Source organism: Polaromonas sp. (genome assembly GCF_029945895.1).
Taxonomy (GTDB): Bacteria; Pseudomonadota; Gammaproteobacteria; order Burkholderiales; family Burkholderiaceae_C; genus Polaromonas.
This window is the reverse complement of sequence record NZ_JAQSDL010000085.1, coordinates 142,407-161,759: the sequence shown is the minus strand read 5'-3', so window position 1 is coordinate 161,759 and position 19,353 is coordinate 142,407. Positions and strand designations below refer to the sequence as shown.

Annotated in this window: 21 protein-coding genes; 13 read left to right on the top strand and 8 right to left on the bottom strand. The window is 65.8% G+C overall.

The window, feature by feature from the left end:
* Positions 1-89 precede the first annotated feature (89 nt).
* The 5 genes from PSV33_RS12280 to folK all read left to right on the top strand — a co-directional run bounded on the left by PSV33_RS12280 (position 90) and on the right by folK (position 4,973).
* On the top strand, positions 90-1,160 hold the full coding sequence (locus tag PSV33_RS12280) for an AI-2E family transporter (protein ID WP_300562150.1): 1,071 nt from the start codon (positions 90-92) through the stop codon (positions 1,158-1,160).
* 168 nt (positions 1,161-1,328) lie between these two features.
* A complete protein-coding gene (hda, locus tag PSV33_RS12275; RefSeq protein ID WP_300562147.1) occupies positions 1,329-2,015 on the top strand; it encodes a DnaA regulatory inactivator Hda in 687 nt (228 codons plus the stop codon).
* Entirely contained in the window at positions 2,012-2,782 is a 771-nt protein-coding gene (locus tag PSV33_RS12270) for an HAD family phosphatase (protein ID WP_300562144.1), read from the top strand. Before hda ends, PSV33_RS12270 begins: the two co-directional genes overlap by 4 nt.
* 62 nt (positions 2,783-2,844) lie before the next feature.
* Positions 2,845-4,443: a polynucleotide adenylyltransferase PcnB gene (gene pcnB, locus PSV33_RS12265; protein WP_300562143.1), complete on the top strand. Its 1,599-nt coding sequence runs from the start codon at positions 2,845-2,847 to the stop codon at positions 4,441-4,443.
* Between the two features lie 11 nt (positions 4,444-4,454).
* Positions 4,455-4,973, top strand: coding sequence for a 2-amino-4-hydroxy-6-hydroxymethyldihydropteridine diphosphokinase (gene folK / locus PSV33_RS12260; protein WP_300562142.1), 519 nt, complete (start codon positions 4,455-4,457; stop codon positions 4,971-4,973).
* 12 nt (positions 4,974-4,985) lie between these two features.
* Here the strand turns inward: folK and pdxH are convergent, their stop codons facing one another.
* Positions 4,986-5,633, bottom strand: a complete 648-nt coding sequence (gene pdxH / locus PSV33_RS12255) for a pyridoxamine 5'-phosphate oxidase (protein ID WP_300562141.1) — start codon at positions 5,631-5,633, stop codon at positions 4,986-4,988.
* Between the two features lie 23 nt (positions 5,634-5,656).
* On the opposite strand from pdxH, the gene PSV33_RS12250 reads away from it, so the two are divergent.
* On the top strand, positions 5,657-6,241 hold the full coding sequence (locus PSV33_RS12250; protein ID WP_300562140.1) for an NTP transferase domain-containing protein: 585 nt from the start codon (positions 5,657-5,659) through the stop codon (positions 6,239-6,241).
* A 107-nt stretch (positions 6,242-6,348) separates the two neighbouring features.
* On the opposite strand, the gene PSV33_RS12245 is transcribed toward PSV33_RS12250, so the two are convergent.
* Both PSV33_RS12245 and PSV33_RS12240 read right to left on the bottom strand, forming a co-directional pair.
* Entirely contained in the window at positions 6,349-6,858 is a 510-nt protein-coding gene (locus tag PSV33_RS12245) for a superoxide dismutase family protein (RefSeq protein WP_300562138.1), read from the bottom strand.
* Positions 6,859-6,900: 42 nt separating this feature from the next.
* Complete coding sequence (locus tag PSV33_RS12240) at positions 6,901-7,494, bottom strand: gamma-glutamylcyclotransferase (RefSeq protein ID WP_300562186.1); 594 nt, start codon at positions 7,492-7,494, stop codon at positions 6,901-6,903.
* A gap of 135 nt (positions 7,495-7,629) precedes the next feature.
* Here PSV33_RS12240 and PSV33_RS12235 point away from each other — a divergent pair, with 135 nt between their 5' ends.
* From PSV33_RS12235 to eda, 3 genes are all read left to right on the top strand, one after another.
* The gene (locus PSV33_RS12235; RefSeq protein ID WP_300562136.1) at positions 7,630-8,190 is read left to right on the top strand and encodes an OmpA family protein; all 561 of its coding nucleotides are present in this window, start codon (positions 7,630-7,632) and stop codon (positions 8,188-8,190) included.
* Positions 8,191-8,365: 175 nt separating this feature from the next.
* Positions 8,366-10,186: a phosphogluconate dehydratase gene (gene edd / locus PSV33_RS12230; RefSeq protein WP_300562134.1), complete on the top strand. Its 1,821-nt coding sequence runs from the start codon at positions 8,366-8,368 to the stop codon at positions 10,184-10,186.
* On the top strand, positions 10,183-10,830 hold the full coding sequence (gene eda / locus PSV33_RS12225; protein WP_300562183.1) for a bifunctional 4-hydroxy-2-oxoglutarate aldolase/2-dehydro-3-deoxy-phosphogluconate aldolase: 648 nt from the start codon (positions 10,183-10,185) through the stop codon (positions 10,828-10,830). Before edd ends, eda begins: the two co-directional genes overlap by 4 nt.
* A 299-nt stretch (positions 10,831-11,129) precedes the next feature.
* On the opposite strand, the gene gloA is transcribed toward eda, so the two are convergent.
* Entirely contained in the window at positions 11,130-11,543 is a 414-nt protein-coding gene (gene gloA, locus PSV33_RS12220; protein WP_300562132.1) for a lactoylglutathione lyase, read from the bottom strand.
* A gap of 132 nt (positions 11,544-11,675) precedes the next feature.
* Here gloA and PSV33_RS12215 point away from each other — a divergent pair, with 132 nt between their 5' ends.
* Entirely contained in the window at positions 11,676-12,422 is a 747-nt protein-coding gene (locus PSV33_RS12215) for a transglutaminase family protein (protein WP_300562130.1), read from the top strand.
* A gap of 21 nt (positions 12,423-12,443) precedes the next feature.
* Here PSV33_RS12215 and PSV33_RS12210 read toward each other — a convergent pair whose 3' ends face one another.
* Complete coding sequence (locus tag PSV33_RS12210) at positions 12,444-13,013, bottom strand: PaaI family thioesterase (RefSeq protein ID WP_300562128.1); 570 nt, start codon at positions 13,011-13,013, stop codon at positions 12,444-12,446.
* 49 nt (positions 13,014-13,062) lie between these two features.
* On the opposite strand from PSV33_RS12210, the gene PSV33_RS12205 reads away from it, so the two are divergent.
* The 3 genes from PSV33_RS12205 (at position 13,063) to PSV33_RS12195 (ending at position 16,327) form a co-directional block, all read left to right on the top strand.
* Positions 13,063-13,548, top strand: a complete 486-nt coding sequence (locus PSV33_RS12205; RefSeq protein ID WP_300562126.1) for a MarR family winged helix-turn-helix transcriptional regulator — start codon at positions 13,063-13,065, stop codon at positions 13,546-13,548.
* Complete coding sequence (locus PSV33_RS12200; RefSeq protein ID WP_300562124.1) at positions 13,541-14,794, top strand: MFS transporter; 1,254 nt, start codon at positions 13,541-13,543, stop codon at positions 14,792-14,794. Before PSV33_RS12205 ends, PSV33_RS12200 begins: the two co-directional genes overlap by 8 nt.
* Positions 14,795-14,914: 120 nt before the next feature.
* Positions 14,915-16,327 carry an MATE family efflux transporter gene (locus PSV33_RS12195; RefSeq protein WP_300562123.1) on the top strand — a complete coding sequence of 471 codons (1,413 nt, stop codon included), beginning with the start codon at positions 14,915-14,917 and terminating at the stop codon, positions 16,325-16,327.
* A 73-nt stretch (positions 16,328-16,400) separates the two neighbouring features.
* Here the strand turns inward: PSV33_RS12195 and PSV33_RS12190 are convergent, their stop codons facing one another.
* From PSV33_RS12190 to PSV33_RS12180, 3 genes are all read right to left on the bottom strand, one after another.
* Positions 16,401-17,060, bottom strand: coding sequence for a DNA-3-methyladenine glycosylase I (locus tag PSV33_RS12190; protein ID WP_300562122.1), 660 nt, complete (start codon positions 17,058-17,060; stop codon positions 16,401-16,403).
* A gap of 15 nt (positions 17,061-17,075) precedes the next feature.
* Positions 17,076-17,903 carry a DUF3014 domain-containing protein gene (locus PSV33_RS12185; RefSeq protein ID WP_300562121.1) on the bottom strand — a complete coding sequence of 276 codons (828 nt, stop codon included), beginning with the start codon at positions 17,901-17,903 and terminating at the stop codon, positions 17,076-17,078.
* Between the two features lie 148 nt (positions 17,904-18,051).
* Positions 18,052-19,314, bottom strand: a complete 1,263-nt coding sequence (locus PSV33_RS12180) for an MgtC/SapB family protein (RefSeq protein ID WP_300562120.1) — start codon at positions 19,312-19,314, stop codon at positions 18,052-18,054.
* Positions 19,315-19,353: the final 39 nt, after the last annotated feature.

Sequence of the window (19,353 nt, the reverse complement as noted above, 5' to 3'; positions counted from 1 at the left end):
TTGGGTGGTGGGAAGGGGCCGGCGGGACGGACATGCAAGCCCGATAGAATCCAAGTCAAGATTCTAAGGGTTCACCCCTGTCCGCCTGCATGCAATTTACTTCGACCCAAAAACGTACAGCCGCCTGGTGCCTGATCGCTGCCCTGGTGATGCTGGCGTTGTGGCTGCTGGGACCGGTACTGACGCCGTTTGTAGTGGCGTCGGTGCTTGCTTACGTGCTCAATCCGGTGGTCAACCGGCTTGATGCCCTGGGCCGCGGACGGATGCCGCGCGTGCTGGCCGTCCTGATCGTGGAGACCCTGTTCCTGCTGATCCTCCTGTCCATCCTGCTGCTGGTGGTGCCGATTTTTGCCAAGGAACTGCCGCTGCTGCGCGAACAGTTGCCGCTGCTGGCCGATCGCGTCAACACGTCGCTGGGGCCGTGGCTGGCGCAGTTCGGCATCACGGTGTCGCTGGATGTGGGCAGCATCAAGGCCTTTGTCGTCAAGTACCTCAGTGCCAACTTTGAGGACGCCTTTGGCTCGGTCCTGTCCTCGCTCAAGCTCGGGGGCAGCGTGGCGCTGGCCATCGTGGGCAATGCGGTGCTGATTCCGGTGGCCCTGTTCTTTCTGCTCAAGGACTGGGACCGCTTTGTGGCTCTGCTGATGGAACTGGTGCCGCCCAAGCTGCGTGTTTCGTTTGACAGTTTCATGGACGAGGCGGATACGGTGCTGGGCCAGTACCTGCGTGGCCAACTGCTCGTGATGGGGGTGCTGGCGATTTATTTCAGCGTGGCCCTGACGCTGTTCGGGTTCGATCTGGCCGTGCCGGTGGGTGTTTTCACCGGCCTGGCGTTTTTCATCCCTTACCTGGGCTTCGGGCTGGGGCTGGTGCTGGCGCTGCTGGCCGGCGTTCTCCAGTTTGGCGGCCTGTATGGCGTGCTGGTGGTCGCCGGCGTGTACGGTGCGGGGCAACTGGTCGAGAGTTTTTACCTGACCCCGCGGCTGGTCGGTGAGCGTATCGGCCTGCACCCGCTGGCCGTCATTTTTGCCCTGCTGGCTTTCGGGCAGCTGTTCGGCTTTCTCGGCGTGCTGATTGCCCTGCCGGCCAGCGCCGTGCTGTTGGTGGCGATTCGCCGCCTGCGGGCCAGCTACATGCTCAGCAAGCTGTACCAGAATTGATATGGCCCCCACGCTTGTCACTTCGTGTACTGCGCTGCCCCCCGGGGGGGCGCTGCGCCTGCGGCCCGGCAAAGCCGGTTCCGCGGCCCGTGCTGGTGAAGAGGGAATTCCTATGCTCTCTACTGCGTTTCTGCCTCGTGCCATGAACCGCGCCAAAGGGGGTCAAAGATGAAGCAGATTGCCCTGGACATCGGGCTCGCATCGCCGCCGTCGTTCGCCAATTTTTTTGCCGGCCCCAATGAGGCGGCGCTCAGGCATCTTGAACTATGGGCTGGCAACAGCCTGCGCTCCCCGGTGCCGACGTATCTGTGGGGGGAACCCGGCAGCGGCAAGACCCATCTGCTGAAGGCGGTCAGCGAGGCGCTGCGCGAACAGGGTGCGGCGGTGGGCTGGCTGGATGCCTCCATGCTGGAGCCGCCCGAGTTCAATGAAAAATGGGCGGCGGTGATCATGGACGACTGCCACCTGTACACCGCGGTGCAGCAGCAGGCGGCCTTCAACTGGTTCGTCAATGCGCTCAATGCCGCCGACGGTCACCCGCGCTGGGTGCTGGCAGCCGGCAACGCGCCACCGGCCGACCTGGCCCTGCGCGAGGATCTGCGCACGCGTCTGGGCTGGGGCCATGTGTTTGCGTTGCAGGCCCTGACCGAGACCGAGCGCCGTGCGGTGCTGCGCCAGGAGGCCGACGCGCGTGGCGTGTTCCTCAGCGACGAGGCCATGGATTTCATCCTGAGCCGCTTCTCGCGCGACCTCGGCAACCTGATGCAGCTGCTGGACCAGCTTGACGCCTACGCGCTGCAGACCCAGCGCGCGATCACGATTCCGCTGATCAAATCCATGCTGGAGAATTCATGACTTCTGTCCCAGCCGCGGACGAGCGTTTTTCCGCCGGGCCGCCCCAAGGAAAAACAGCCCCCTTGGGGGGCAGCGTATTACACGAAGTGAAAAGCGTGGGGGCACGTCGTATCGCCCTGTTCGACCTCGACCACACCCTGATTCCCATCGATTCCGACTATGAATGGGGCGAGTTCACGATTGCGCTGGGCTGGTGTGATGGCCACGAATTCAAGCGCCGCAACGCCGAGTTTTTTGCCCACTACCAGGCGGGTACGCTCGACATCCATGACTATGTGCGGTTTGCCACGCAGGCCATCCGGGAGCAGGGCGCTACAAAATCAATAGCTGCTCACGCCCGGTTCATGAGCGAAATCGTGCAAAAAGGCATACAAACCGCGGCGCTGGAGCTGGTCCGCAGCCACCAGGCAGCGGGGGACGACACCGTCATCGTCACCGCCACCAATGAATTTGTGACCCGGCCGATCGCCAAGGCCTTCGGGGTGGCCGAGTTGATTGCGGTGGAACTCGATCGTGACGCCGCCGGCCTGCTGACCGGCGAAATCCGTGGCACCCCGTCTTTTCGCGAAGGCAAGGTGGCCCGGGTCGAGCAGTGGCTGGCTGACCGCGGGCTGCACTGGACCGCGGTGGAAAGCACTTTTTACAGCGATTCCATGAACGATCTGCCTTTGCTGGAAAAAGTCACCCACCCTGTCGCCACCAACCCCGACGAGCGCCTGCGCGCGCTCGCCACCGAGCGCGGATGGCGCATACTTGAGCTGTTCTAACTGCCGGAGACCGTGCCCCTTGCCCTGCAAGCGCGGCCAGCCCGGCAAAATCTCCTGATTCCATGATCAAAAAATTTATCGACAAGCTGTTTGGCAAGTCTGCCAGTCCCGCCAGCGGTGCCACCCGGTCCAAAAAATCAGTTTTCGGGGAGCGCCGCGAAGTCGGCCCGCAGGACCATGCGATCAACCCCAAACTGGTCGATGAACGCGCGATGGACGTGGTGCACACCCTCAAGCGGGCCGGCTACGAGGCCTTCATCGTGGGCGGTGCGGTGCGCGACCTGCTGGTCGGCCTGCGCCCCAAGGACTTCGATGTGGCCACCGACGCCACGCCCGAGCAGGTCAAATCGCTGTTCCGCCGCGCCTTCATCATCGGCCGGCGCTTTCGCATCGTGCACGTGATCTACGGCCGCGGCCGCGAGCACGAGGTGATCGAGGTCTCGACCTTCCGCGCCCATCTGGACAGCAGCCTGGCCGAGCAGGTCGGCGGCAACGAGCGCACCAGCAAAAGCGAACTCGCCGGCATGAAACACGCGGTGGACGCCTCCGGCCGCGTGCTGCGCGACAACGTCTGGGGCCCGATGGAGGAAGATGCCGCGCGGCGCGACTTCACCATCAACGCCATGTATTACGACCCGGAGACGCAGATCGTGGTTGACTACCACCACGGCATTCGGGACGCGAAGAAAAAAATCATCCGCATGATCGGCGATCCGGCCACGCGTTACCGCGAAGACCCCGTGCGCATCATCCGCGCCGTGCGTTTTGCCGCCAAGCTCAGCGACCTGGGCTTCAAGTTTGAAGACAAGACCGTGGCACCGCTCAAGACCATGAAAGGCCTGCTGGCCGATGTGCCGCAGTCGCGCCTGTTTGACGAAATGCTCAAGCTGCTGCAAACCGGCCACTCGCTGGCCAGCATCGAGCAACTCAAGTTCCTGGGCCTGAACACCGGCATCTACCCCCTGCTGGATGTGGTGGTGGATACGTCGGAAGAGCCCTTCCTGCAGCTGGCCCTGCTCGACACCGACCGCCGTGTCGGTGAAGGCAAGCCGGTCGCGCCCAGCTTTCTGCTGTCCTGCGTGCTCTGGGCCGATGTGCGCGAAGGCTGGGCCCGGCGCCTCAAACGCGGCGAGCACACCATGCCCGCGCTGCAGGACGCGATCGACGATGCCTTCAACGCCAAGATCGGCGACGTCTCGGGCCGAGGCAAGCTGGGCACCGACATGCGCGAGATCTGGACCATGCAGCCACGTTTTGAAAAACGCACCGGCAGCTCGCCTTATTCGTTGCTGGAGCAGCCGCGTTTTCGGGCGGGCTTTGACTTCCTGCGCCTGCGCGCGCAGACCGGCGAAATTGATCTGGAGCTGTCCGAGTGGTGGGAAAAATTCAGCACCGCTTACGACGACGAGCGTCATGAAATGATCGAGCAGATGCGGCTGGCGCAATCACAAAAGCCGCAGCAGTCACGCAGCCGCGTCAAGCGGGCAGAGCCGGACGATCCGCGCAACCTGGAAGCGGCAGAGGCAACGGCGCCGTCCCACCCATCCACGGAGTCTGGTGAAGCAGCGCCCGCCAAAAAACGCAGGCGCCGCCGCAAGCCGGCCAACCGCGAAGGCGGAGCGGTGGCCGGCCCGCCCTCCGACGCCCCGACCGACTATTGAGCGAGGCGGCCATGGCGACGGCCCTGCACGCTGATTCGCCCCGTCCTGTCACGGCTTACGTGGCGCTGGGGGCCAACCTCGGTGATGCCGGCGCGGCAGTGCGGACGGCCATGGAGGCCCTGGCACACCTGCCGCTGACCGAGGTCACCGGCCGCTCCAGCCTGTACCGGACCGCGCCGCTGGCCGACGCGGGCGACCCGCCCGGCCCGGCTGCGGGCGGTGACTACATCAATGCGGTGGCGGAAGTACAGACGGCCCTGAGTGCACCCGAACTGCTGGCGCAGTTGCAGGCCCTGGAGCAGGCCGCCGGCCGCGAGCGGCCCTACCGCAACGCGCCGCGCACGCTGGACCTTGATCTTCTTTTGTATGGCAGCGGGCGCATCGACTCGGCGCAGCTGGTGCTGCCGCATCCGCGCATGAATCAGCGCGCTTTTGTGCTGGTGCCGCTGGCGCAACTCGCGCCGGCGCTGGTGCCGCAGGCGTTGCTTGATGCGGTGGCGAATCAGTCAATCCAGCGTCTGGATCCCTGACGGTCGCCGGATTCAGGGCGCCAGGCGCTCGCGCAGCCAGCCCGCCCCGTCCTGGGTGTAGCGCAGGCGGTCATGCAGCCGGCTCTTGCGGCCTTGCCAGAACTGCCAGTTGTCGGGTTTGAGCCGGTAGCCGCCCCAGTGCGGCGGACGCGGCGGCTGCAGCAAAAATTTGGCGCCATATTTGGCCGCATTGGCCACCAGCACGCTGCGGCCAGAAATCACTTCGCTCTGCGGGCTGGCCCAGGCGCCAATGCGCGAATCCAGCGGCCGGCTGTGGAAATACTCGTCGCTTTCCTCGGCAGACACTTTTTCGACCTGACCTTCAATGCGCACCACACGCTCGAGCTCGACCCAGTGAAACTGCAGCGCGGCGAAGGGGTTGGTGGCCAGTTCCTGGCCCTTGCGGCTGTCGTAATTGGTGTACCAGACCATGCCGCGCTCGTCATAGCCTTTGATCAGCACCACCCGGGTGGAGGGGCGTCCATTGCCGGCCACCGTGGCCAGGGTCATCGCATTCGGCTCAGGCACCTTGGCAGCGATGGCTTCCTTGAGCCACTGGTCAAATTGCTGCATCGGATCGGCATGTGAGGCGTCTTCGTTGAGTTCGGCGCGTTCGTAGCTTTTGCGCAGGTCGGCGATGTTTTGGTTGGGCTCTGACATACTGGAAGTATAGGTAGTCCCCCATGCCCCTGTTTCCATCGCCCGTATCCCCCCCGCCCTCTGCACTGCCCACTGTCCTCGTGCTGGCAGCCGGTCGCGGTGAACGTTTTATCGCCAGTGGAGGCCGCACGCACAAGCTGGCAGCACTGCTGGCGGGCAAGCCGGTGCTGCAGCATGTGCTTGACGCAGTTCACGCCAGTGGCTTGCCACACCATGTGGTGCAGGCCGATGTTTCGCGTCCCGGCATGGGTGACTCCATTGCCGAGGGGGTGCGTTCCACGCCCGATGCGGCCGGCTGGTTGATCCTGCCGGCCGATCTGCCCTTGGTGCGGGGTGATTCACTGCTGGCGGTGGCCGAGGCCCTGAAGCGGCACGCGGTGGTGATGGCCTCGTACCAGGGCATTCGCGGTCACCCGGTCGGGTTTTCGCCGGTGTGCCGCGACCAGCTGCTGGCTTTGAAGGGAAATCAGGGTGCAGCCCCCGTCGTTCGTGCGCAAGCAGCTATGAATTCAGTAGCGGTTCTTGAGCTGGACGATGTGGGTGTGGTGACCGATATCGACACGCTGGACGATCTGGCACGCGCCGAAAAGTTACTGGCGGCGCGCTGACTGGTTCCACTCAAGCCGGGGCCGCGGAACCGGCTTTGCAGGGCCGCATGCGCAGCGGCCCCCTGGGTAGGGCAGGGCGCGACACGAAGTGCGCCACCGTGGGGGTGCTAGCTGATCACCGCACAGGCGAGTCGCGGTCCGGCGTTGCCGGTCGGCTGGGTTTTGTAGTCATCGGGGTCACGGTGAACAATCAGGCCGCGGCCGACGATGTTGGTCACGCCGCTGCCGACAGCCAGGGAGCCTGATTCGAAGTTGAAGCGCGCGACGCCGCCGGCATCGGCTTTCAGGCTGGGCAGGTCGCCGGTGTGGTGCATGCCCATGCCGTGGCTGCCGTGCGGCGCGCCGGTGGGGTTGAAATGCCCGCCCGCACTCATGCCGTCGCCGCTGGAGCAGTCGCCTTTTTCATGCACATGAAAGCCGTGTTCGGCATTCGGCTTGAGGCCGCGGATTTCGCCGCTGACCAGGACTTTGTTGCCCGACTGGACAAAACTGACGCTGCCGCTGGCGGTATTGCCGATGGTGGGCTGCAGCTGCGCGGTGGCGCGCGGGCCGCTGGGGGTACTGGCGCAGGCGACCAGCAGGGCGGCGGTCGCCACGAGAAGAAGGGCTGTTTTCATGAGGTCTCCAGAGTGGGGCGTTGCGGAAGAAATGGTTTGACTTTAGGCCTGCGGCCCGTCGCTGGCAATCCCTGCCTGCGAGAGTTTGAGCAGGCGCGCCAGCCGGGCATCTGAAATGCCGTGGTTGTGCAGGCTTTCGAGCGTCTGGCGTGCATAGTCGTGCGTGGTGCCGTAGCGGCCGCAGGCGTTCGAGAAAATCTGCCGGTAGTGCGTTTCGCTGAGTTCGCCGGTGAAACTGGGGCTGCCCCGTGACAGGGTGAAGGCCAGCGCCTGGACCGATCCTTTGTCGGTGTTGCAACGCAGCAGGCGCGGGTCATACACCGCAGTGACCATTTCGCGCAGCCAGAGCCTGGCGACCACCTCCGGGACTTCGTGCTTCGGTACGCGGTACACCACACCGTGGCAGCTGCCGCCCGAGAGCAGGGCAAACACCAGCCCCGGACACTCGGGCGTGCCGCGGTTGATGCGGCTCCACATCTTCAGTGCCCTGTGCCAGCCGTGCACCCGCGCGCGCCGCAGTTCGGCAAAGTCGAAATCGGGACGCCAGATCAGCGAGGCGTAGCCGAATATCCAGAGGTCCTCGCGGCCGCCCCACTGGTGCAGAAAACGATCAAGCATGGGCGCCGGATCACGCATGTGGCGCAGGGCAGGAGGCGGGGGAGTATCCACAGCCAGACTTTACAATGAGCGGCTCTCACCGGCGACACTGCCGGTTATTTTTTGCAGCCGGCACAGGCGGCTTCGCCAGTGCCGTTTCACGGAGTTTTACCCATGCCTTCCTCGTCGGATGATGAACAGCTGGGCCTGGTGCTGGGCCTTGTTTTTGCCATCGTTGCCCTGGTGATCGCGCTCGTGATGAGCCTCGCGCTGCAGCGCCGGGGCACACCGCCCTTGCCCGCCCCGGCAGGGGCTGCCGGGCTGCCGGTGTTGGCCGCGCCGGTGGCCCCTGCGGCAGCGCCCCTGGCGCCGGCGGCACCCGCGCTGTCGGCTCGGGATGTATCGGATGCCGCGAGCATCACGGTGGAATACGGTGTGGTGAAGTTCTATTTTGCGTCCGGCAAGGCCGACCTGGCGCCTGGCGCCGGTGCGGCCCTGGTCGATGTGGTCCGGGCTGCCAAAACCGGCAAGAAGGTGGTCATTGCCGGTTTTCACGATCCGAAGGGCAATGCCGCAGCCAATGCAGAACTGGCCCGCCAGCGCGCACTGGCGGTCCGTGATTCGCTGAGGGCCGCAGGTGTGGCAGACAGCCAGATCACGCTGCAAAAACCCGAGCAGGTGCCTGGCACCGGGAGCGACGCAGAGGCGCGCCGGGTCGAGATCACCCTGCAATAGGGATCAGCGTGGAGCACTGGGGTGCGCATTGGGGCCGCGGTAGCCGCGCTTTTTGTCCCTGCTTGGTACCCGGTCTGTAATCCGCGTCTTTCCAAAAGAGGGGTAAACAAGTACGATGAACGTCGTAATAAAGTTACCGACTCATCTTCAGCCACCTGTTTGGCCCACATCCCCCATGACCCTTCATTCCACCGTCGCGGACGTCACCGCGCGTATCCGCGAGCGCAGCCTTGCGACGCGCAGCGCCTACCTTCAGCGTCTGGACGGCGCGGCCACGCGGGCCATCAGCGTGGACCGCATGGGCTGCGGCAACATCGCCCATGCGGTGGCCGGCATGCCGCTGGACGACCGTTTCAAAGTGGTCACCGAACGCGCCCCCAACATCGGCATCGTCACCGCTTACAACGACATGTTGTCGGCGCACACGCCGCTGCAGCCGTATCCGGACCTGATCAAGCGGGAAGCGCGCCTGTACGGCGCCACGGCGCAGGTGGCCGGCGGCGTGCCCGCCATGTGTGACGGCGTCACGCAGGGGACGCCGGGCATGGAGCTCAGCCTGTTCAGCCGCGACGTGATTGCCATGGCGACGGCCGTATCGCTAAGCCATGACATGTTTGACGCCGCGCTGATGCTGGGCGTGTGCGACAAGATCGTGCCGGGCCTGCTGATAGGCGCGCTGCATTTCGGCCACCTGCCCATGGTGTTTGTGCCGGCCGGCCCCATGACCTCGGGCCTGCCGAACAAGGAGAAAGCCCGTGTGCGCGAGCAGGCCGCGCAGGGCCTGGTCGGGCGCGCGGAGCTGCTCGAGGCTGAACTCAAGTCCTACCACAGCCCCGGCACCTGCACCTTTTATGGCACGGCCAACAGCAACCAGATGTTGCTCGAAGCCATGGGCCTGCATGTGCCCGGCACTGCTTTTGTGAACCCCGGCGGCGACCTGCGCGACGAACTCACGCGCGAGGCGGCGCGTACGGTGCTGGGCATCGTGAAGTCGTCGAAACGTTTTTCGCCGATAGGACGCATCGTGGATGAAAAGGCCATCGTCAATGCCATGGTCGCACTGCTGGCCACCGGCGGCTCTACCAACCACCTGATCCACTGGGTGGCGGTCGCGCATTCGGCCGGCATCGTGATCGACTGGGATGATTTTTCCGCCTTGTCTGCGGTGGTGCCCCTGCTGACCCATGTCTATCCCAACGGCAGCGCCGACGTGAACCAGTTCCAGGCGGCCGGCGGCACGGGTTTTGTGATCCGCGAGCTGCTCGACGCCGGCTTCATGCATGAGGATGTGCTGACGGTGCGCGCGGGCGGCCTGCGGGAGTACACGCGCGAGCCGGCCATGGTGGACGGCAAGCTGGCGTGGCACGAGATGGGTGCGAGCAAGGACGAAGCCATCGTGCGTCCGGCCGCTGCACCCTTCAGTGCCAGCGGCGGCCTCAAGCTGCTGCAGGGCAACCTGGGGCGCAGCGTGATCAAGGTCTCTGCCGTGCCCGATGATCGCCATGTCATCGAGGCGCCTGCACGTGTCTTTGATTCGCAGGAAGACCTGCATATGGCTTTCCGTGCCGGTGAGCTGGATCGCGATGTGGTCTGTGTGGTGCGCTGGCAGGGACCACAGGCCAACGGCATGCCCGAACTGCACAAACTTACGCCACCACTGGCGGTGTTGCAGGGCAAAGGCTTCAGGGTGGCGCTGGTGACCGACGGGCGCATGAGCGGCGCCTCGGGCAGGGTGCCGGCGGCCATCCATGTGTCACCGGAGGCGGCGGCCGGCGGGCCGCTGGCAAAGGTGCGCGACGGTGACATCGTGCGGGTCGATGCACTCGGCGGCACGCTGGAGGTCATTGTTGCGGCCGATGAGTGGGCGGCGCGGCCGATTGCGGTGATGCCGCAGGCGCTGCGGGATGCCAACGGTCAGGGGCTGGGGCGCGAACTGTTTGCCGGCATGCGCCGGCACGCGCTGACCGCCGAAGAAGGAGCCTTATCGTGGATGTGAGTATCGATACCCAGGGCCCGCTAACGGCCCGGCAGGTGATGCAGGATGCGGCGGTTATTCCGGTGATTGTGCTGACCGACGTCGCGCACGCTGTCCCGCTGGCGCGTGCGCTGGTGCTAGGGGGAATCCGCATGCTGGAAGTCACCCTGCGCACGCCGCAGGCGCTGGCCTGCATTGAAGCCATTGCGCGTGATGTGCCCGAAGCCGTGGTCGGCGCTGGCACCGCGCGCAGTGCGGCCGATGTGCAGGCCTGCGCCATGGCCGGCGCGTGTTTCATCGTGAGTCCGGGCTACACGCATGCGGTGGGTGCGGCCTGCCGCGATGCACACCTGCCGCTGTTGCCCGGTGTGGCCACGGCCAGTGAAATCATGGCGGCGCAGGAGGACGGCTTCACCGAACTCAAGTTTTTCCCGGCCCTCCAAGCCGGCGGCCTGGCCATGCTCAAAGCCTGGAGCGGCCCCTTCGGCGACGTGACCTTCTGCCCCACGGGCGGGATCTCCGTCGCCAATGCCGCAGAGTTTCTGTCGCTGCCCAACGTCGCCTGTGTCGGCGGTTCGTGGCTGGTGCCGGCCGAGGCGCTGGCGCGCGGTGACTGGAGCCGCGTCACGGAGCTGGCGCGGCAGGCGGCCAGCTTGCCGAGATAGCTGTCTTTGTACGTCGAATTGACCTCTGGCCCTTTCCTGGCGAGCGTCGAGCGCTATTGAATTTATAGCGACAACCGCATGGCGTGTCATCCCGGACTTGATCCGGGATCCATGTTGGGTGATTTGTGCTGCGGGAATCCCACGAGCCGGCCATGTCTGCACGCGAACGTAGCGGACCGGCCAGATGAAGTCCCCTCTCCCGCCCAGCGGGGCGAGGGGTCAGGGTCGGGAGTGGGGAGTTGAGAGCGGGTGTCCAGCGCGGGCCGACGCCTCAGCGGAATTCAGAAGGCTTCGATCCACTAGCGCAGGCCAGAGCCACCCACATCGCCTTTGCGCTCAATCAGCTCGATCTTGTAGCCATCCGGATCAGTCACAAAAGCAATCACCGTGGTGCCGCCCTTGACCGGTCCGGCTTCGCGCGTGACATTGCCGCCGGCGGCCTTGATTTTTTCGCAGGCCGCGTAGGCATCGGGCACACCCAGCGCGATATGGCCATAGGCCGTGCCCATCTCGTAGCTGTCGGTATCCCAGTTCCAGGTCAGCTCGATTTCGGCCTGGCCCGGGTTGCCGCCTTCGTAGCCGACAAAGGCCAGGCTGTATTTGTACTCGGGGTTCTCGGACGTGCGCAGCAGCGTCATGCCCAGCACCTGGGTGTAGAAATTGATCGAGCGTTGCAGGTTGCTAACGCGCAGCATGGTATGCAGGAGTCTCATCGTGTCTCGCTTCCTTGTGAACAGATGCTGGCATTGTCCGGCAATCCAGAACACCCGCAGCCGCAGGGGAAATTCAACAACAGCGGGGCGGCATAATGGCCGGCAATTCACATCAGCCCGACCCCTCCCTGCATGCCCCTGTCTTCCCTGACCGACCAGCCCCACGACTGGCTGTGCTCCACCCGCCTGCTCGATCTTGATGATCCCAAACTCCGTATCCAGGCCATGCGCATCACGCAGCTGGCGACCACGCCGACCCGGAAAGCCGTGGCGCTTCATGACTTCGTCAAGTCGCTGCCTTTTGGCTGCGTGGCCGGTTTTGACCATATACCGGCGGCGGCCGTGCTTAAGGCCGCGCGCGGCGACTGCCACACCAAGGGCACGCTATTTGTGGCCATGCTGCGCTCGGTCGGTGTGCCCGCCCGGCTGCGTTTCGTGACCCTGTCCAGTGCTTTCCTCAAGGGCATTATCGATGTGCCCCAGAGCACCATCACCCATGCCGTGGCGGAGGTTTACCTCGATGGCCGCTGGATACAGACCGACACCTATGTGACGGATTCCCTGCTGGAGGCGCGGGCCGCGGAGTTGCTGAGCCAGACGGGTTGCCAGGTGGGCTACGGCATCCACCTCAGGGGCCTGCATTTCTGGGATGGCCGGCATGCTGCGCACGCACAGTACAACGTCTCCGACCCGGCCAGCCTGCCGCTGCATGACTGGGGCGTGGCCCACGACCCCGAGCACTTCTACAGCAGCAAGGAACATGCGGATCTGGCACTCGGCTGGCTGACGCGCGCCAAATGGATGCTCGCCGCTGCGCTGGTGAACCGGCGTGTGGAACAGGTCCGCGCCCAGCCGAAGCCGTCGGGGCAGTCCGCATAACATCCATAGCCCCCGGGAACACTATTCCGGCTGGAATTCAGGCTGCTTGGGTGGCGCCCCCTCAAACACCAGGCAGGTGGTGGTGGCGTGGGCATACAGCTTGCCGTCCGGCCCGACGATGCGGGCCTCGGCGGTGGCCAGCTGCCGGCCGCAGTGGATGACGGTGCCGATGGCCCGCAGCGGCCCGGTTTGATGCGACGCTGCCCGCACGATGTTCACGCCGAGTTCCGCCGTTGTGTAGGCGCGTCCGGCCGGCATCATGGTGTGTACGGCGCAGCCCAGCGCGGAGTCCAGCAGCGTGGCATACCAGCCACCGTGCACCGTGCCCAGCGGGTTGTAATGCTTGAGCTGCGGCGTGCCCTGGAACACGGCTTTGCCGGGGCCGACCTCCACCAGCGAAAAGTCAAGCGTGTCGGCAATGTGCGGAAAGGGCAGCTCGCCGGCCAGCATGGCCTGCATGATCTCCAGCCCGGTCTTGCCGGCCACCATGGACGGGTGGGCCAGACCCGGTTTTCCGCCGCCGGCCAGCATGCGTTCGACGACAGCGCGACGTTCTTCGTTCCATAAAGCCAATGTTTCTTCCGGGGTCATTGTTTCTCCTGTTAATTGCATCTACAACAATTGCATCTACAATTATCGCATGCCCAAAAAATCCGCTGCCTCCACCCTGGTCGAACTCAAGGCCCTGGGCTGCACCAACCTGAAGTTGCGTCAGCTGATGCGGCGGGTCGCGTCTTACTACGACCTCGAGATGGCAAAAGCGGGACTCAAAACCACCCAGTATTCGCTGTTGTCCCATGTCGTCAAACTCGGCCCCCTGCGCCCCGGCGAGCTTGCCCACAGCATGAAGGTCAGCGCCTCCACCCTGACGCGCAATCTCAAACCCCTGATTGATGCCGGCTGGATCGAACTGGCCGCCGGCACCGATGCGCGCAGCCGCAGTGTGGCCATCACCGAGGCGGGCCGTGCCAAACGCGAGGAGGCCCGCCATCGCTGGAAAGTGGCCCAGGAAGGCCTGAACCACCTGCTGGGTGGCGAGCGCGTGCTGGCGCTGCATGCCCTGATCAATGAGTCGATGGAATTGCTGTCCCCTGTTGAAACCGGATCCGGAGCCGATGATGAGTAAACCTTCCCATTCTTTCCCTTCAGCCAGGCGGCACACCGCGCTGTGGCTGGTGCTGCTGGCCGCGGCCGGCACCTTTGCATTGACGATGGGTGTGCGCCAGACCATGGGCCTGTTCCTGTCGGCGCTCAATACTTCGACCGCGCTGGGCATAGGCAGCATCAGCCTGGCCTTCGCTTTCGGCCAGTTGTGGTGGGGTTTGACCCAGCCGTTTGCCGGCGCCGTGGCCGACCGCATCGGCACCGGTCGGGTGATCTTCCTGGGTGTGGTGCTGGTGGCCACGGGCACCATCCTCACGCCGCTGATGACCAGCACGGCGGGGCTGATTTTTGCCATTGGCGTGCTCGCCGCTGGCGGCGCCGGCATGGCCGGCCCGTCGGTGCTGATGGCCGCCACCGCGCGCCTGGTGCCGCTGGAAAAACGCGGTTTTGCCAGTGGCATCGTCAATGCAGGCGGCTCATTCGGCCAGTTTGCGATGGCGCCGCTGGCGATTGGCCTGACGGCGGCGGTCGGCTGGGCCAACGCGATGCAGTGGCTGGGTGTGCTGATCTTGCTGGCGCTGCCGGCGGTGTGGGTGCTCAAGGGAAACTCGAACGCCCTCGCCGCGCAGGCGGCGGCAGCTTCCGGCAAGAAGGCACTGAGCGCCCGCCAGGCGATCGGGCAGGCGTTGGCCACGCCCAGTTACCGTTACCTGAGCCTGGGTTTTCTCGTGTGCGGATTCCACGTCGCCTTTCTGGCCACACATCTGCCGGGTGTGATCGCCGCCTGCGGCCTGCCGCCTGAAATCGGCGGCTGGTCGCTGGCCATGATCGGCCTGTTCAACATTGTCGGCAGCCTGGCCATGGGCTGGGCGGTGGGCCGCTGGCGCATGAAGTCGCTGCTGGCGCTGCTGTACGCGACGCGTGGCATCGCAGTGCTGGTGTTCCTGCTGGCGCCGAAAACACCGGCCGTGATGCTGATTTTTGCCGCTGTCATGGGCGTGACTTTTCTCTCGACGGTGCCGCCAACCGTGGGCCTGGTGGCCAAGATGTTCGGCACGGCCAACATGGCCATGCTGTTCGGCATTGTGATGCTGGCGCACCAGATCGGCGGCTTCTTCGGCGCCTTTCTCGGCGGTTATGTGTTCCAGGCGACTGGCAGCTACGACTGGGTCTGGTACATCGACATCGTGCTGGCCGCGGGCGCCGCGCTGGTGAACCTGCCGATCCGCGAGTCCCTGGTGCCGCGTCAAACGAAAGCGACAACATGATTTGGCTCAACGCGAAGGCCGCTGACTCTTCACCCAAGCAGGGGCCGTGGATCTGGCTCTGCCAGTCCGCAGGCGCAGCGGCCCCCCCGGGGGGCAGAGAGTTACAAGGAGTGAACGAACGTGGGGGCTGATCTGGACGCGCGCACGCGGCTGCTGCTGGAGGCACCAATTGCGCCTACCCTGCTGCGCCTGGCCGCACCCAATGTGCTGGTCATGCTGGCGCAGGCCGGCGTCGGCCTGATTGAAACCTGGTTTGTCGGCAAACTCGGCACCGACGCGCTGGCCGGCATGGCCCTGGTGTTTCCGGTGGTGATGCTGATGCAGATGACCTCGGCCGGTGCCATGGGCGGCGGCATTGCTTCGGCGATTGCCCGTGCCCTCGGCGCGCGGCGCAAGGGCGATGCCGACGCGCTGGTGTTGCACGCCATCGTGATTGCCGCGGTGTTCGCGCTGCTGTTCACGGTGGCGGTGCTCAGCGGCGGGCGCTGGCTGTACGCCCGCATGGGCGGCACCGGTGGCGCGCTCGAGGCGGCCATGGTGTATTCCAATTGGGTGTTTGCCGGCGCGGTGCTGGTCTGGCTGTTCAACACGCTGTCGGCGGTGATTCGCGGGACCGGCAACATGGCGGTCCCGGCCAATGTGACGGTGCTGGGCGCGCTGGTGCTGCTGCCGCTGTCGCCGCTGCTGATTTTCGGCTGGGGGCCGATGCCGGGCCTGGGTATTGCCGGCGGGGCTATCGCGCTGCTGGCCTACTACCTGGTCGGCAGCGTGGTGCTGGCCATCTACCTGTGGTCACCGAAAAGCCTGTTGAGACCCTCGTTTGCGCACGTGCGTTTTCGCTGGGCGCTGTTCAAGGACATCCTGCGTGTCGGCCTGGTCGGTACGGTGTCCACCGTGGCTACCAACCTGGCCATCGGCATCACCACCGCGCTGGTGGGCGGCTTTGGCACCGCGGCGATAGCCGGTTACGGCACGGCGTCCCGACTGGAATACCTGCTGGTGCCGCTGGTGTTCGGTCTTGGTGCCCCGCTGGTCGCCATGGTCGGCACCTGCATGGGTGCCGGCCAGCGCGAGCGCGCGCTGCAAGCCACCTGGATAGGCGCGGGCATGGCCTTCGTGATGACCGAAGTCATCGGCCTGTGGGCCGCTGCATTTCCGAAGGCCTGGCTGTCGCTGTTCAACAACGACCCGGCGATGATCGAAGCCGGCAGCGCCTACCTGCGGGTGGTGGGGCCGGTGTATGGTTTTTTTGGACTCGGCCTGGCGCTTTACTTTGCATCGCAGGGGGCCGGGCGGCTGCTCTGGCCGGTGCTCGGCAACCTGGCGCGTCTGGCGGTAGCCATCACGGGTGGCTGGCTGGCCTTGCGCTGGGGCGGCGGCCTGTCGGGTGTTTTTCTGGCGCAGGCCGTGGCGCTGGTGATTTACGGCGTGCTCAATGCCTGGGCAGTGGCCGGTGGCGCCTGGTTTGGCCGCATCGGCTGGCCGCGCAGCACGGCGGGCTTGTTGAAAAGAAGGTCGATCGTCCGAGTTTGAAGCGAAAAAGGCCCACAGCCCTTTAGCCACGGGCGCAAACAGCTATGTATTCAGTAGCACTCGACCGCCGGCTTCAAACCGGTGGCGTGAAGGCCTCTCGGGCCGCCATCGCCTTCGCACGGCTGGTACAACCCTCCAGGTGATCATTCACCAGACCCATGGCCTGCATGAAGGCGTACATCGTGGTCGGTCCGACAAAGGTCCAGCCCCGCTTCTTCAGGTCCTGGGACAGCGCTGCCGAGGCGGGCGAGTGGGGCAGAGCGCGTAAGGCGTCCAGGGTGATGGATGCAGGCCGGTTCGCGGCGCCCGGCTCCAGCCGCCAGACATAGGTGGCCAGCGAACCATACTCGCGGCGCAGCTCCAGCACGCGGCGGGCGTTGTTGATGGCCGAGGCGATCTTGCCTGCGTGTCGCACGATGCCTGCATCGCTGAGCAGGCGCTGGATGTCAGCGGCGTCAAAGTGCGTCATCTGCTCCGCATCGAAGTTGGCGAACGCGCTGCGAAAGGCTTCGCGCTTGTTCAGGATGGTCAGCCAGCTCAGGCCGGCCTGAAAACCTTCGAGGCAGATCTTTTCAAACAACCTGCGTTCATCGGCCACCGGAAAACCCCATTCGGTGTCGTGGTAGTGGCGGTACAGCGGCGTGGCCTGGCACCAGGCGCAGCGTGTGGGGCCGGCCGCCTCGGAGAACAGGCCCGGCGCGTCGGCGGGCAGGGCAGTGGGCATGGCAGGCATGTCCTGGCGGCCCACTCAGGGCGTTGGGGTGCGCAGCAGTTCCTGGCGAAAGGCCGCCAGTTTGGCCTTGAGCCGGCGTTCATGGGCCGGACCGACACGCAGCATGATTTTCTGTCCTGACGACAGCGACTCAAGCGCCGGATCAGCGAACTCGTAACGCACCCACGGCCGCACCGGGGCGATCGGTCCCTTGACCTCTGTCAGCCGCACCGGCACCGGGCCGGCCGGCTCCGGCGTGGCGAGCAACAGGTCGATCACCGCGATCAGCCTGTCGTTGAAATAGCGCTTGGGGTAACCCAGTTCTTCATAGGCCTGTTGCAGCAAAGGGTACATCTGGATGTACAGCCCCACCGCCCGCGCAGGCGAGACGCTGTCGGCCAGGGCCACGAGCGGCGCATAACGCAGGCTGTTGTTCGCGGCGATGAAGCTACCGCCACCGGCGGGCTCCTCGACCGTGAAGCGGCCTGCTGTCGGCTGAACCGGCCAGAGCAGCGGCGGCGCGTGGGCACGGCCCAGGTTGTCCACGGTGGCCACAAAGCGGCGCGGGAAGTCCTCGACCTGGAAAAAGGTGGCCATGGCCGGCTGGCCCAGCAAGGCGGTCAGCGCCGCGCCTATACCCGAGGCCGCCAGGGGCGGCTCTGCGGCAGATGGCGTGACCGGGTGCAGGATGGGCGGCGCCGGCTCGTCCGGCGGGGGCTGGGCCGGCGCAGGCAGGGCAGGCGCTGCGGCCACTGGTACCGCGGTCGGCTTGGGCGCCGGGGTACGCGAGCTCCACCACAGGGCAGCGGTGGCCAGCGTGGCCACAAGGACGGCAGCGAACAAGAGGCGTGAGCGCGTGCTCATCGCGGACCGGGGGTGTACGCAACACGCAGGTGCCGCGGCTGAGGTTGAAGCGCCGGCATGTCTGGGCGCGGTGTGGATTGCTTGACCATGTTTTTACCTTAACACGCGTACAAGGCATGGTGCGTGTCAGGGTTTTCGGGATGCGGCCTTAAGACAGCCAGACACCGAGCCAGACCGCCGCGATGACCAGCACCAGCCCCGGCACGATACGCACCGCATAGGCGGCGCCCCCGGCGTGGAAGGCCACAACGGCCTTCATCAGGGAATTGGTGCTCAGGCCGGCCAGGATGGGCCACAGTGCGGCTTCCGGCGGCAGCTTGCCGGCTGCCACCAGCGAGGCGACCGAGGCAGCGGTGGCGTGGGCATCCACCAACCCCGTGGCTGCGGCCGCCAGAAGGGTACCGCGTTCACCCAGCCAGGCGCTGAGCCCCGCCGACACCACCAGCACCACACCGACGATGGCGGCAAACGCCAGCGCGGTCTTGAGGTCGAAGGCCCGGCCCAGGTCCTGTTGTCCCGGATGGTTGGCCACCGCCTGGGCCACTGGTGCGCCGCGCGGAAAGAACAGCAGGCTGTAGGCGCATGCCGCGCCACCGCCCAGAACCAGCGGCCACATCAGCGCGTCGAGCAGCGCCGGTTGCACCGCGGCCACGACGACGGCCAACTGCACCATGGTCGCCAGGCTGGAGAGCACCGCACCGGCGACGGCGCCGTCCGCTTGCGCGCGCGATCCGGCCGCGCGCGTGCCCATGGCATGAATGGTGGCGGTGCTCGAAATGAAACCCGCCGCAAACCCGGCCAGCGGCAGGCCGTAACGCGGGCCCAGCGCGCGCGTGGCCACGTAGCCGAGCGCGCTGACAGCCATCACCAGCACAACCAGCTGGGTGATGGCATGGGGGTTGACCGCGCCGAAGGGGCCCAGGAAGCGGTCCGGGGCGAGCGGCAGGGCAATCAGGGCCGCTGCCGAAAACAGCAGGGCATCGTGCAGCTCGCGCTCGGTCAGCACGCTGCGCACGAAATGGTGCAGGCGGTTGCGTGCCGCCAGCAGCGCTGCCAGTGCCGCACCCACGCCGGCGGCCAGGGCCGCGTTGCGCATGGACAGCCCGCCGAGCAGGCAGGTCAGCAGCAGGGCGATTTCGGTGGTCATGCCCGGGTCCTGCTCCCGCGTGCGCTGGTAGGACACAACCGCCAGTGCGCCTATGAACAGGGCTATCGCCGCCAGCAACAGGCCGCCGCCCAGCAACACCCCGACAGCGCCCAGCACCGAGGCCACCGCAAACGTGCGAATGCCAGCGGCGCCACGCGTCGGCCCGCTGCCTTTGCGGCGCTCACGTTCAGCGCCGACCAGCAGGCCGATGCCCAGCGCCACGCTCAGGCCCAGCAGGGTGGAGAAGTCAGGCAGGGAAGGCATGGCGGCAGTGTAAAGGCGCGGCCATGCCCCACAGGCTGG